Source organism: Tianweitania aestuarii (assembly GCF_018457165.1).
Classification (GTDB): Bacteria; Pseudomonadota; Alphaproteobacteria; order Rhizobiales; family Rhizobiaceae; genus Tianweitania; species Tianweitania aestuarii.
The window spans coordinates 1-13,227 of sequence record NZ_JAFMNX010000002.1; the positions used below are offsets into that span (position 1 = coordinate 1).

Here is a 13,227-nt window from a genome sequence, read left to right on the forward strand (position 1 = left end):
CTCCCAGGTTTCAGCGAATACGACCGGATCCATCCTCCTCCCAGGAACCGGTCACTCATACGACGCCCGCCGGATCTCCTCCCCCGGCGGGCGTCGTCGTTTCGGGACGGTTCTCTCCGCATCTTGATCCCAGCAACCGCCGTCCTGCGATTGCGCAGCAAGCGGCAAGAGCGTATCTCAGCCCTATGACATCAGATCCCATTCACATCATCGGCGGCGGTCTCGCCGGGTCCGAAGCGTCCTGGCAGATTGCATCCGCCGGCATCCCCGTTGTTTTGCATGAAATGCGCCCGGTGCGTGGCACCGAAGCGCATAAAACCGACGGCCTGGCCGAACTCGTTTGCTCCAATTCCTTCCGGTCGGACGACGCGCAAGCCAATGCCGTTGGCCTGCTCCATGCCGAAATGCGGCTGGCAAATTCGCTGATCATGGCCTGCGCCGACGCCAACCAGGTTCCAGCCGGCGGCGCGCTGGCCGTTGACCGCGATGGCTTCTCGCAGGCCGTCACGGCAAAGCTCGAAGCCCATCCGCTGATCACGATCGAGCGCGAGGAACTGGGCGGCCTTCCACCGGAGGCGTGGGATCAGGTCATCGTCGCCACCGGCCCGCTGACGGCACCCGGCCTCGCCAGCGCCATTCAGACAGAGACGGGCGCCGATGCGCTGGCCTTCTTCGACGCCATTGCGCCGATCGTGCATTACGACACGATCGACATGAACAAGGCCTGGTTCCAGTCGCGCTACGACAAGGTCGGTCCCGGCGGCACGGGCAAGGACTACATCAACTGTCCGATGGACAAGGATCAGTACTACGCCTTCGTGCAGGCGCTGATCGACGGTGGCAAGACCGAGTTCAAGGATTGGGAAGGCACACCCTATTTCGACGGCTGTCTGCCGATCGAGGTCATGGCCGAGCGCGGCGTCGAAACCCTGCGCCACGGCCCGATGAAGCCGATGGGCCTCACCAACGCCCATGATCCCCTCACAAAGGCTTATGCGGTCGTGCAGCTGCGCCAGGACAATGCGCTCGGCACACTCTACAACATGGTCGGCTTCCAGACGAAGCTGAAACATGCCGAGCAGGTTCGCATCTTCCGCATGATTCCCGGCCTGGAAAATGCCGACTTCGCGCGGCTCGGCGGTTTGCACCGCAACACCTATCTCAACTCGCCGACCCTGCTCGACCATTCACTGCAGCTGAAGTCGCGGCCAGGTCTGCGCTTTGCCGGCCAGATCACGGGTTGCGAAGGTTACGTCGAAAGCTCAGCCATCGGCCTTCTGGCTGGCCGCTTCGCCGCAGCCGAACGTCAGGGCGAAACGCCTTCCGTGCCGCCCTACACAACAGCCTTCGGTGCGCTGCTCGGTCACATCACCGGCGGACACATCGTGTCCGACGATGAGCCCGGCAAGCGCTCGTTCCAGCCGATGAACGTCAATTTCGGCCTGTTCCCACCTGTGGAAGCGCCGAAAACGGCCGGCAAGCGTCTGCGCGGCAAGGACAAGATCGTCGCCAAGCGCCATGCGATCACCTCGCGCGCCATTGCCGATTGCCGCGAATGGCTCGGCCTGCCGCCTTTGCCGGTCGTGGAAGAAGTTGCGGAAGCGGCTGAGTAATTACCAGCCGCGCGCAGCACGGCGCATCAGGATCCATTGACGACGAAGATCCGACAGCGGACGGGCCTCATCAAAGGGCTTGTCCGCCTTCACCTTGCCGAGATGCGCCGGCGTCAAGGCGACGGGAAGCAGAGCTGGGCGCAAGGAAGCGGGCAGTGCTGCCGCAGCCACGGCGAACTTGCCGTAATGCTCCTGCGCCAAGGCAGCCATCATCTCCACCGCAGCCCGCACGCCGTCTGCGTTGTCACCGGCCAGAAAACTCTCCGGCGTCAGACCGGCAGCTTGGAGCAGATCGAGCGGCACGCTGCATTTGCCCCGCGCACGGTGAAGCGGCATCAAGCGGATCAGCCCCGCAATCCCCATCGCACAGCCGCCATGCCCTGCAGCCTCGGCCGCAAGCGGCGCTGTTTCCGCGTCGAGGATCAAACAAGCCAACTGGATGGTCGCCGACGCCGTTTGCCCGCAATAAGCTTCCAGCTCGGTACGGTCCGGGAACGGGTCTGCGTAGAGATCGCCGATCCGCGCATCGAGATAGGCCTCGAAGGCGGCAGGCGGCAGCTTGAAGTCGGTGATGGTTTGAAGCAGCGCATTGGCGAGCGGAACACCCTCGCCGCTATACGCACCGCCGGTCAGAACATCGCGCCACCATTGCAGACGGATCTCGCCGGGCAGCGCTTCGCGCACACGCGCGGTGATCTCGGCCACTTCCGCATTGAAGGCATAAAGCGCGAAAAGATGCGCCCGCTTGTTCTCCGGCGCGTAGAGGACGCTGAGGTAACGATCGCGATCGGATTGTGCGACGCGCGCGCGGCAGATCTCGGCGTCGCTGAGCTTCATCACTCGACGCTGAACAGCGCCGCTGCCACGGCGCGATCTTCCGCCAGAAGCACGTTGTAGGTCCGCACCGCGGCACCCGTGGACATGGGATCGGACGAGATGCCGAGATCGCGGAAGCGCGTCTTCAGGTCCTTGGGCAAGGGCTGGAGCGAAGGTCCGGTGCCAACCAGCAGCACTTCCACGCTGTTGGCTTCGGCAATCAAGCGCTCGAAGTCGACTTCGGTCAGAGCCGCGCGATCAGCGGGCTCCCAGCCATAGATGCCCGATGGCAGGCACAGAATGGAGCCGCGATGCGACATCTCCGCAAAACGGAAGCCGCCGTCGCCATAGGCTTCGATCGGCGCCCGTCCGGGAAAGTGTGCCTGCCGGATCTCCAATCCCCGTGCCATCAGCGCAGCCTCACGACTTCGACGGCTGCGTGCCGGCTGGCAGGCCCGGCGCTGCGTCGGCATCCTTGTCGAACGTGGCGGGGCGCAGCTTGAACAGGATCAAGAGCGGACCCGCGATGAACAGCGAGGAATAGGTGCCGACGAACACACCGATGATGATGGCCGTCACGAACGACGCCAGAACATCGCCACCGAAGAAGTACAGGGCAAACAGCGCCAGAAGCACGGTCAGACCAGTGAGGATGGTGCGCGACAGCGTCTGGTTCAGGGCGATGTTGATCACCTGATCCAGCGGCATCTTCTTGTAGCGCCGCAGCATCTCTCGAATACGGTCATAGATCACGACCGTGTCGTTGATCGAGTAACCCACCACCGTCAGGATCGCCGCGATGCTCGACAGGTTGAACTCCAGACCGAACAGCACATAAACACCGATGATGACGATCACGTCATGCACCGTGGAAACCACCGCACCAACGCCGAACTGCCACTCAAAGCGGAACCAGATGTAGATCAGCAGCGCCAGCATCGAAAGAATGACGCCGACCGTGCTGGTCCAGGCAAGCTCACCCGAAACCGTCGGACCGACCACCTCGACGCGCGGGAAGTCGTATTCGGCTCCCAGCTCGCCCTGGATCTTTGCGACAACCGACTGCTCGGCATTGTCGCCGGCCGATTGCGTGCCGACGCGCACCATCAGCGCGCCATCGCCGCCGATTTCCTGAACCTGAACCTCACCCATGTTGAGTTCGTTCAAGCGGCTGCGAACATCCGCGGCATCGGCCGTGCCATTCTTCGACTGCAACTCGATCAGCGAACCGCCGAGGAAGTCGATGCCGTAATTGAACGGCGTCACGGCAACCAGCGCGATCACACCGAGCGACACCAGGCCCGACAGTGCGAAGCCGATATTGCGCCAGCGCATGAACGGAATGGTCGGGTTGAGCGGGAGATAATGCACGAGGCCCGCCGGATATTCCTTCGGACGCGAACGACGAACCCACACAGCCACCAGCCAGCGCGTCAACGTGAAGGCGGTGAACACGGTGGTGATGATGCCGATGCCGAGCGTCACGGCAAAACCGCGAACCGGACCGGTTCCCATGTAGAACAGGATCGCTGCCACGATCAGGGTCGTGACGTTCGCATCCACCACGGTCGCCAGCGCCTGCCGGAAACCCGAATCGAAGGACTGAACCAGCGACCGTCCCTGAGCACGCTCTTCACGCACGCGCTCGAAGATGATGACGTTGGAATCCACAGCCATGCCCATGGTGAGCACGATACCTGCAATGCCCGGAAGCGTCAGCGTCGCGCCGAGAAGCGTCAGCAACGACACGATGAGTGCGACGTTTGCGGCGAGCGCGATGTTCGCGATCACGCCGAGCTTGCCATAGACCACCAGCATGCAGACGACGACCAAAAGCGCGCCAACGGCCGAAGCCAGCTTGCCTGCATTGATCGAGTCTTCGCCAAGGCTTGGGCCGACGGTGCGTTCTTCAACGATCGTCAGATCGGCCGGCAATGCGCCTGCACGCAGCAGAACGGCCAGATCGCTCGCGCTCTGCGCGTCGAAGCTGCCCGAAATCTGACCCTGGCCGCCGAGGATCGGTTCGCGGATTTGCGGTGCAGACACGACCTGATTGTCGAGAATGATGGCAAACAGCTTGCCGACATTCTGCTGCGTCGCCTGGCCGAAGCGTTGTGCGCCCTGGCTGTCGAAGCGGAACGACACCGTCCACTGATTGGAGCGCTGGTCGAGCGAAGGCTGCGCATCGGTCAGGTTTTCACCCGAAACGATCACGCGGTTTTCGATCAGATAGGGCACAGGCGGATCGTCGGTGGAATACATCACGGTGGAGCCAGCCGGCGCACGGCCGCTGATGGCTTCCTGAACCGGCACGGACTGATCCACCATCTGGAAGGTCAGCTTCGCCGTTTGGCCGAGAATGTCCTTGAGGCGCTGCGGATCCTGCAGGCCAGGCACCTGAACCAGAATGCGGTCCGTGCCCTGCCGCTGGATGATCGGCTCGGTCGTGCCGAGCTCGTTGACGCGGCGGCCGATGACCTCGACCGACTGCTGAACAGCCGAAGAGGTGCGATAGGTAATGCCGGCATCCGTCAGGGTCAGGCGGAACAGCCCCTGCTCCGGCTCGTCCAGTGCCAGTTCCGAAACGCTGCCGGCGCTGAACAGGCTGGTCGAGATCGGCGCGGTCAGGCCTTCGAGAGCCGTGCGCGCAGCATCGATCTGGCTTGAGTCGCGGATGCGAACCTGAACGGCATGGTTGGACCCGGACAGGCCGGAATAACCAATCCGCGCATCGCGCAAGGTCGTGCGGATCGAATCGCGGGTGGCTTCAAGACGATCGTTGATCAGATCTTCCGGATTGACCTGCAACAGGATGTGCGAGCCACCCTGCAGATCGAGGCCGAGCGTCATCGCGCGCTTGGGCATCCAGCTCGGCAGAGAATCGATCGTCTGCTGAGACAACATGTTTGGAATTGAAACCAATACGCCGAGGGCTACGACAACCCAGATCGCGATGGTCTTCCAGCGGGAAAAATATAGCATGTTGCCTCTATCGGCGAGAAAGACATTGCGGCGGGCATGCCGCCGCGAATGCGGTTATTTCTTGGCGTTCTGGTTGGCGACGGGCTCGCCCTTCACGCGCACATCGGCGATCGTGGAGCGCAGCGCCGTCACTTTCATGCCGTTGCCGAGATCGACTTCGAGCTCGTTGTCGTCGATCACCTTGACGACCTTGCCGACCAGACCGCCGCCGGTCACGACCGTGTCGCCGCGGCGAACGTTCGACAGCATCTCGCCGCGCTTCTTCAGCTGCGCGCGCTGCGGGCGGATGATCAGGAAGTACATGATGACGAAGATCAGGATGAACGGCAAAACGCTCATCAGGATCTCGGGTGTCCCGCCGGTTGCGGATTGGGCATAGGCCGGTGTGACGAACATGCTGCGAATCTCCAGACAAAGCGATAGGCGGCAGGCGCGAGGCCTCCCGAAAGTGCGCGGACTATAGTCGCCCGCCTGACATAAGCAACCGCCTCACCGCCGAAGTCCCGTGCTTTTCGTTGCCGGAACCGCATGATAGAGCCCGCTTCGGCCTTAAGCGAAGATGGTTGTGAGCGATGATGAACGAGACGAACCTCGAAGACCTCGGTTCTAAACTGGATCGTCTGATCGCCGCCATCGAGCGGCTGGGGCCACAGCCCTCCACCGCGCCGGACTTCACGCAGGCCGAATGTTTCGTGTGGTCGGCCGAAAAAACCGCGCTCGATCCCGTTCCCAACGTCAATCGCGTCGACATCGGTCTCATCAAGGGTGTCGATCATGTGCGCGACATTCTGGTCGACAACACCGACCGCTTCGCACGCGGCCTTCCCGCCAACAATGTGCTGCTGTGGGGCGCGCGTGGCATGGGCAAGTCCTCGCTCGTGAAGGCCGCTCACGCCGCGATCAATCATGCGTCAGACCATCCTCTTAAGCTGATCGAGATCCATCGCGAAGACATCGACACGCTGCCGAAACTGCTCGGCATGCTGAAAACGTCCGATGCGCGCTTCATCCTGTTTTGTGACGACCTGTCCTTTGATCACGACGACACCTCCTACAAGTCGCTGAAGGCGGCACTCGAAGGCGGCGTCGAAGGACGGCCGGACAATGTCATTTTCTACGCGACCTCCAACCGCCGGCATCTCCTGCCGCGCGACATGATCGACAATGAGCGCTCCACGGCGATCAATCCCGGCGAAGCGGTGGAAGAGAAGGTCTCCTTGTCGGACCGGTTTGGCCTTTGGCTCGGCTTCCACAAGTGCACGCAGGACGATTATCTCGCGATGGTGCAAGGCTATGCCGAACACTACAAGCTCGACGTCGATGCCGATCGCCTGGTGGCGGAAGCGCTGGAATGGGCGACCACCCGCGGCGGCCGTTCGGGTCGTGTCGCCTGGCAGTTCGTGCAGGATCTCGCTGGCCGGTTGAACCAGCAGCTCAAGAACTGAACCGAACGCACCGAAACGAGAAAAGCCCGCCACGCTGAAGAACAAGCGTGGCGGACTTTTCGAGGGGAACCGGACTGGAGGAACAGCCCCCCGGTCATGGAATCCGTTGAGTCTTTTTTCCCGGCTATTCTAGGAAGGTCGATGGATCGACCGGCGAAGAATTCTTGCGCACTTCGAAGTGCAGCTTCGGGCTTTCGGTGGAACCGCTCATGCCCGACAACGCCAGTTCCTGACCGCGCTTGACCGTCTGGCCGCGCTGCACCTTCAGCGAGCTGGCATGGCCGTAAACGGTGACGAGGCCGTTCTCGTGGCGCACCAGAACGGTGTTGCCGAATTCCTTAAGACCGTCGCCGGCATAGATCACCACGCCGTTTTCGGCTGCCTTCACCGGCGTACCTTCCGGCACGGCGATGTCGATGCCGTCGCCAGCCTTGCCGGCACCCTTGCCGTAGCTGCCGATGACCTTGCCGCGTACCGGCCAGCGCATCTTGCCGATGCCGGTACCGCCAGGCGCTTCGGCGTCCGAATCTTCCACGATGGCGCGCGCCGTCTGCTTCGGCGGCGTATAGGATGCCTGCTGGGCCGGCGCTTCGGCAGGCTTCGCGGTTGCAACCTGCGGCGCGGCGGCGGCGGGAGCAGCAGCCGGTGCGGCAGGAGCACCGGGCGCAGCCAGCGGCTTCGGTGCGGCAGCGAGCTGCGTTTGCGCAGGCTTGGCGCCGACACCCGGTACGACAAGCGTCTGGCCGATGCGGATGTTGCCGTCGCTCAAACCATTGGCGGCCTTCAGATTGTCAACGCTGACGCCAGTCTTGCGGGACACGCCAGACAGCGTATCGCCCGACTCAACCGTGTAGCTGCCGCCACGCGTCGGTGCCTTGGCAGTGTTGGTCGGAGCGCTTGGGAGCGATGGTGCAGCCTTGGGCAGGGATGCGACCTGAACGGGCTGCGACTGGCTCGACGTGGGCTGAAGAGCTGTGTTGCGGGACCCCATCGGCGCGTCGCTTGCGGCTGGCGACAAAGGCGGCAGGCTGGAGCGGCCAGACTGTCCACCCGACATGCTCACCGGCGCCATTGCGCTGCGCTGAACCGATCCGCTCGGCGCTGCCGGCAAGGCCGACGGCTGACCGTAGGACTGGTTCGCTGGAGCGGCCGAAGCCGTCTGCGTTCCCGTGGAAGACGTTGTGAACATGTCGCTCGTAAAGCGCGACACGCCGGAAGAGCAACCAGCGGCAACGCCCGCCAGAAGAAGTGCGGCGCCCCGAAGCATGAGGCGTCCATTCCCGTTCAGGACTTTCAATTGCATGGTACCGACCCGCACCCACCCGTTACAAACTATGAGGGTATTAAGCGCGGTTAGCGTTACTGTCGGGTTAATTCAGCTGAATCAAAGGCAAGTTTTAGCAGAACTTGTCAGAGTGCCTCGGCCATGCCGTGGGTCATCGGCTGCAGCCGGATGGTGCCAACTTCCTGTTCCTCGAACCGGCTTCCGGTCTTGGTCAGGCGCACCAGCATCTGCGGTTCGTCGGCTGGTCCGATCGGCGCGATCATCACGCCACCGCTGGACAGCTGATCCACGAAACCGCGCGGCAATTCGTCGAACGAGGCCCATGCGATGATGCGGTCGAACGGCCCTTCAGCCGCAACCCCATGCGCGCCATCCGCCTGGCGAATCATCACATTGCCGATCCCAAGCGCTTCGATGCGCGAGCGCGCCTGCTGCACGAGCGTCTTGTAGCGTTCGAGCGTCAGAACACGCGCCGAAAGTCGGCCCATGACGGCCGCCGTATAGCCACTGCCGGTACCGATTTCGAGCACGCGCGTGCTGCTGGTCAGTTCAAGCGCAGCTAGGACCTTCGCCTGGATATCGACACCCTCCAGCGCCTCCCCGCAAGGGATCGGCAGCATCCGGTCGGACCAGGCATGGTCCTGCCATTGGTCCGGCACGAAGGCACGACGCGGCGTTGCTTCAAAGGCGGACAGAACGGTCTTGTCCGTCAGCCCCTGCCCGCGCAGCCGGAGCATGAAGGCGGCGAACCCCTCGCGATCGAGCGCGTCGGGTGTCATTGCAGCGCAGCTCGCACGAGGTCCTGAACCTCATAGGCCGTCAGATCGAGCTTCAACGGCGTGACGGAGATATGGTCGGAGCGCAGCGCATGCAGGTCCGTGCCTTCCGGGATCTCGCTTTCGCCGCGTCCGAAACGCAGCCAGTAGTAAGGCAGCCCGCGGCCATCGTTGCGGGCATCCACGGTGATGCCGTAAACGAGCTTGCCCTGCCGCGTCACGACATGGCCCTTCACGGCATCCGGCTGGCAGTTCGGGAAGTTCACGTTGAGCAGAACGCCTTCCGGCAGATCGATGCCGATCAGCCGCTTCAACAACGCTGGCGCATGCGCCTCGACCGTATTCCACGGCACGACGCGCCCATCATTGGCAAACGTATAACCCTGGCTGAGCGCTATCGAGCGGATGCCGAGCAGCGTGCCTTCCATCGCACCCGCCACCGTGCCGGAATAGGTCACGTCATCGGCGACGTTCGAGCCGGAATTCACACCGGACAGAATCAGGTCCGGCGGCTCGGGCATGAGGTTGCGAACGCCCATGATGACGCAATCGGTCGGCGTGCCGCGCACCGCATAATGACGGTCGTCGATGCGGCGCATTCGCAGCGGTTCTGAGATCGACAGCGAGTGCGAGAAACCGGACTGGTCGGTTTCCGGCGCCACCACCCAGATGTCGTCGCTCAATGTGCGAGCGATCCGCTCGAGCGATTGCAGGCCCTCGGCATGAATGCCGTCGTCATTGGTCAGAAGAATGCGCATGCTCAGCCTATCCCCAGTGGCGGCTTGACTAACGACCTACCGGCCGCCGATCCGCTCCTTGCCACCCATGTAGGGGCGAAGCACATCAGGAACAGTGACACTGCCATCTTCGTTCTGGTAATTCTCCAGAACGCCGATCAGCGCGCGGCCAACCGCGGTACCCGAGCCGTTCAGCGTGTGAACGAAGCGCGTGCCCTTCTCGTCCTTGACGCGGTAGCGTGCATCCATGCGGCGCGCCTGGAAATCGCCGCACACCGAACAGGACGAAATCTCGCGATACGCGTTCTGGCCCGGCAGCCAGACCTCGATGTCAAAGGTCTTGCGCGCGCCGAAGCCCATGTCGCCGGTGCAAAGCACAACCGTGCGGAACGGCAATTCGAGCTTCTTCAGCACGGTTTCAGCGCATTCGGTCATCCGGTCATGCTCGGCAAGCGAGCTGTCGGCATCCGTGATCGAAACGAGCTCGACCTTGTTGAACTGGTGCTGGCGCAGCATGCCACGCGTGTCGCGGCCAGCCGAGCCGGCTTCGGACCGGAAGCAGGGCGTCAGCGCCGTGAAGCGGAGCGGCAGCTGGTCCTGGTTGAGGATCTGCTCGCGCACGAGATTGGTCAGCGGCACCTCGGCGGTCGGGATCAAACCAAGCCGCGTTTCGCCATGCGGCGTGAAGAACAGGTCGTCCTCGAACTTCGGCAGCTGGTTGGTCCCAAACAGCGCATCGTCGCGCACCATCAGCGGCGGCTGCACTTCCGTATAGCCATGCTCATCCGTATGCAGATCGAGCATGAACTGGCCGATGGCGCGTTCCAGCCGTGCCAACTCGCCCTTCAGAACCGTGAAGCGCGATCCGGACAGCTTGGCAGCGGCCTCGAAATCCATCAGCCCCATGGCCTCGCCGAGCTCGTAATGCTCGCGCGGCTTGGGCGGCATATTGGCCTTTCGCGTCTCGATCAGTTCGCTGCCGAAGCGGCGCACTTCCACATTGTCGTGCTCGTCCTTGCCCTTGGGCACCTCCGGCAGCGGCAGGTTGGGGATGGTAGCCAGCGCGTCGTCCAGCTCCTTGTCGAGCCGGCGCTCTTCAGCCTCGCCGTTCTGGATGAAGCTCTTGATATCGGCGACTTCGGCCTTCAGCGCTTCGGCCTTGGCCGAATCCCCTGCCCGCATCGCATTGCCGATCTCCTTGGACGCAGCGTTGCGGCGCTCCTGCGCTTCCTGCAAACGACCGAGATGGGCGCGGCGCGCTTCATCCAGCGCAATCAGGGCCTCGGACTGCGGCGCTGCCGAGCGCGAGGCCAGAGCCGCGTCGAGAACCGCAGGATTGTCGCGTATCCACTTGATGTCGAGCATAGCAAAAGGTCCGGTCTTTATTCCAGGCGGGCGTAAACCGCGCGCTCGTGACAAGCAAGTCCGAGAAAACAAAAGGGGCGCCTTTCGACGCCCCTTCAATCACTCGGTCTTGCCCGAAAATGGAAACAAGGAAGCCGTTACACGGACTTCGGCGTATCGTCAGGATCAACGGCGTCCGGCACGTCTTCGGCCGCAGCCGCTGCGTCGCGTGCATGCTGTTCCTTCGCCCGATTGCGCTCGATCCAGCGCGCCATCCAGATCGAACCTTCGTAGAGAAGGATCGTCGGCAGCGCCAAGCCGATCTGGCTGACCGGATCCGGCGGCGTCAGAACGGCCGCAGCCACAAAGGCAGACACGATCGCCCATTTGCGCTTATCCGCGAGCGTCTCGGCCGTCAGCAATCCCACACGTGCCAGAAGCGTCGTCACCACCGGCAGCTGGAACACCAGGCCGAACGAGAAGATCAGCGTCATGATGAGGCTGAGATACTCGGACACCTTTGGCAGAAGCGAAATCTGCACGTCCTGACCGGGGCCAACCTGCTGCATGGCAAGGAAGAACCACATCACCATCGGGGTGAAGAAGAAGTACACCAGCGCCGCGCCCATCAGGAACAGAACCGGCGATGCGATGAGGAACGGCAGGAAAGCCGCGCGTTCGTTCTTGTAGAGGCCGGGCGCCACGAACTTGTAGACCTGCGCGGCAACCAGCGGAAAGGCGAGAACCAGACCGCCGAACATGGCGAGCTTGATCTGCGTGAAGAAAAACTCCTGCGGTGCCGTGTAGATCAGCTCGACATGGCCGTCATTCATCCCTGCCCAGATCGTCGCCCATTTGAACGGGACCACCAGGAGGTCGAACAACTGCTTTGCAAAGAAGAAGCAGATCAGGAAGGCGACAAAGAAGCCGCCGATAGCCCAGATCAGGCGCGAACGCAGTTCGATCAGGTGATCGAGCAGCGGCGCGGAGGACTTTTCGATTTCGTCGTCCGACGTCTTCACGTGGCGGTTCCGGTTTCTTTGGGCTTGCGGGTGCGAACCGGCTTTTCAGCCGCCGTTCCGTTCATGGTGCTGGCTTCGGCTGCAGACTTCTTCGGAGCCGCCTTGGTTTTCGGCGCTTCCGAGCCTTCAGCAACTGCGGCTTTAGGCGCGCGCGGAGCACGAGCCTTCTTCGCAGGCGCTGCCGTTTCGGCAACGGGCGCCTTGGCCGGCTCCGCCGTCACAGCATTCGTCTGCGCCAGCGGGGCTGCGGGTGCGACGGGTGCAACAGGCGCAAGCGGTTCCACCGGCTGAGCCAGAGCGCCTGCCCCCAGACCGGACGCTTCCTTCGGCGCTTCGCCCGTCAGAGCGGACGGCGCGGCGGTTGCACCGGTCTTGAGCGGTTCAACAGCGGTTGCTTCCGTGGAAGCCGGCGTTGAAGGCGCCGGTGTGGATGGCCGCATGACCTGATCCATCCCGGCGCGAACATCGGCCGCAGCTTTTTCAAGCGGGTTCAAAGCCTTGCGGATCTCGTTCTTGGGATTGAGCGAGCGCAGGTCATTGACCGATTTGCGGACGTCGTCGAGCTCGGCTTCTTTCAAAGCGTCATCGAACTGCTTGCGGAAATCGCCAGCCATCGACGTCATTTTCGCGGTGAACTTGCCGAAGGTGCGCAGCATCCTCGGCAAATCCTTTGGGCCCACGACCACGATCATGACGACCGCGATCACAAGCATTTCGGTCCAACCGATGTCGAACATCAGAACTGTTCCCGCTTGTAGCTAGGCGCGGAACGCGTCAGGACTTGGTGACGTTGCGGTCCGGGGTCGCCACAGTCTCGCCCGGGCGATGCTCAACGGTGCGCGGATCAACAGGACGCGTTTCATCCTGCGTGTCCTCGTCGGTCATGCCCTTCTTGAAGCTCTTGATGCCCTTGGCCATGTCGCCCATCAGCTCGGGAATCTTGCCGCGGCCGAACAGCAGCAGAACAACAACAAGCACGATCAGCCAGTGCCAGATCGAAAAGGAACCCATGATCACTCTCTTTCGAATTCTTAACCCGGGGAACAGCTAGGCCCTCCTTCAGGCCTTTGCAAATCCCTTCATCGTCAACAGCACACCAGACATTTCAGGCGAGAGAAAGACTTCGCGCCACTTAAAGACGATGCGCCGCATCCCATGCGGGTGGTTTACCGTACAACGCGGCTGAAGCACGGCTTCAACACCAAAC

13 protein-coding genes are annotated in these 13,227 nt (G+C 62.6%); 2 read left to right on the forward strand and 11 right to left on the reverse strand.

All coding sequences use genetic code 11. The features are described 5' to 3' along the window. Positions 1 to 185: 185 nt before the first annotated feature. Entirely contained in the window at positions 186 to 1,613 is a 1,428-nt protein-coding gene (trmFO, locus tag JYU29_RS08190; RefSeq protein WP_213984334.1) for a methylenetetrahydrofolate--tRNA-(uracil(54)-C(5))-methyltransferase (FADH(2)-oxidizing) TrmFO, read from the forward strand. On the opposite strand, the gene JYU29_RS08195 is transcribed toward trmFO, so the two are convergent. From JYU29_RS08195 to yajC, 4 genes are read right to left on the reverse strand one after another with little or no spacing between them, the layout of a single operon-like run. Then, on the reverse strand, positions 1,614 to 2,450 hold the full coding sequence (locus tag JYU29_RS08195) for a phytoene/squalene synthase family protein (protein ID WP_213984335.1): 837 nt from the start codon (positions 2,448 to 2,450) through the stop codon (positions 1,614 to 1,616). It lies immediately after the preceding gene. After that, the gene (locus JYU29_RS08200) at positions 2,450 to 2,839 is read right to left on the reverse strand and encodes an Mth938-like domain-containing protein (protein ID WP_213984336.1); all 390 of its coding nucleotides are present in this window, start codon (positions 2,837 to 2,839) and stop codon (positions 2,450 to 2,452) included. Before JYU29_RS08200 ends, JYU29_RS08195 begins: the two co-directional genes overlap by 1 nt. A 10-nt stretch (positions 2,840 to 2,849) precedes the next feature. Beyond that, entirely contained in the window at positions 2,850 to 5,411 is a 2,562-nt protein-coding gene (secDF, locus tag JYU29_RS08205) for a protein translocase subunit SecDF (protein ID WP_213984337.1), read from the reverse strand. A gap of 54 nt (positions 5,412 to 5,465) precedes the next feature. Then, on the reverse strand, positions 5,466 to 5,807 hold the full coding sequence (gene yajC, locus JYU29_RS08210) for a preprotein translocase subunit YajC (protein WP_213984338.1): 342 nt from the start codon (positions 5,805 to 5,807) through the stop codon (positions 5,466 to 5,468). 179 nt (positions 5,808 to 5,986) lie between these two features. On the opposite strand from yajC, the gene JYU29_RS08215 reads away from it, so the two are divergent. Continuing rightward, entirely contained in the window at positions 5,987 to 6,856 is an 870-nt protein-coding gene (locus JYU29_RS08215; protein ID WP_213984994.1) for an ATP-binding protein, read from the forward strand. A 124-nt stretch (positions 6,857 to 6,980) separates the two neighbouring features. Here JYU29_RS08215 and JYU29_RS08220 read toward each other — a convergent pair whose 3' ends face one another. The 7 genes from JYU29_RS08220 to JYU29_RS08250 form a co-directional block, all read right to left on the reverse strand. Next, positions 6,981 to 8,159 (reverse strand): peptidoglycan DD-metalloendopeptidase family protein, encoded by a 1,179-nt coding sequence (locus tag JYU29_RS08220; RefSeq protein ID WP_213984339.1) that lies wholly within the window; start codon positions 8,157 to 8,159, stop codon positions 6,981 to 6,983. A gap of 107 nt (positions 8,160 to 8,266) precedes the next feature. Further along, entirely contained in the window at positions 8,267 to 8,920 is a 654-nt protein-coding gene (locus JYU29_RS08225; RefSeq protein WP_213984340.1) for a protein-L-isoaspartate(D-aspartate) O-methyltransferase, read from the reverse strand. Further along, the gene (gene surE, locus JYU29_RS08230; protein ID WP_213984341.1) at positions 8,917 to 9,675 is read right to left on the reverse strand and encodes a 5'/3'-nucleotidase SurE; all 759 of its coding nucleotides are present in this window, start codon (positions 9,673 to 9,675) and stop codon (positions 8,917 to 8,919) included. Before surE ends, JYU29_RS08225 begins: the two co-directional genes overlap by 4 nt. Positions 9,676 to 9,711: 36 nt before the next feature. After that, the gene (gene serS, locus JYU29_RS08235) at positions 9,712 to 11,019 is read right to left on the reverse strand and encodes a serine--tRNA ligase (RefSeq protein WP_213984342.1); all 1,308 of its coding nucleotides are present in this window, start codon (positions 11,017 to 11,019) and stop codon (positions 9,712 to 9,714) included. A gap of 137 nt (positions 11,020 to 11,156) precedes the next feature. Beyond that, entirely contained in the window at positions 11,157 to 12,020 is an 864-nt protein-coding gene (gene tatC, locus JYU29_RS08240; RefSeq protein ID WP_213984343.1) for a twin-arginine translocase subunit TatC, read from the reverse strand. Beyond that, positions 12,017 to 12,757 carry a Sec-independent protein translocase protein TatB gene (tatB, locus tag JYU29_RS08245; RefSeq protein WP_213984344.1) on the reverse strand — a complete coding sequence of 247 codons (741 nt, stop codon included), beginning with the start codon at positions 12,755 to 12,757 and terminating at the stop codon, positions 12,017 to 12,019. The genes tatC and tatB overlap by 4 nt, the downstream gene beginning before the upstream one ends. A gap of 37 nt (positions 12,758 to 12,794) precedes the next feature. Further along, complete coding sequence (locus tag JYU29_RS08250; RefSeq protein WP_213984345.1) at positions 12,795 to 13,031, reverse strand: twin-arginine translocase TatA/TatE family subunit; 237 nt, start codon at positions 13,029 to 13,031, stop codon at positions 12,795 to 12,797. Positions 13,032 to 13,227 lie beyond the last annotated feature (196 nt).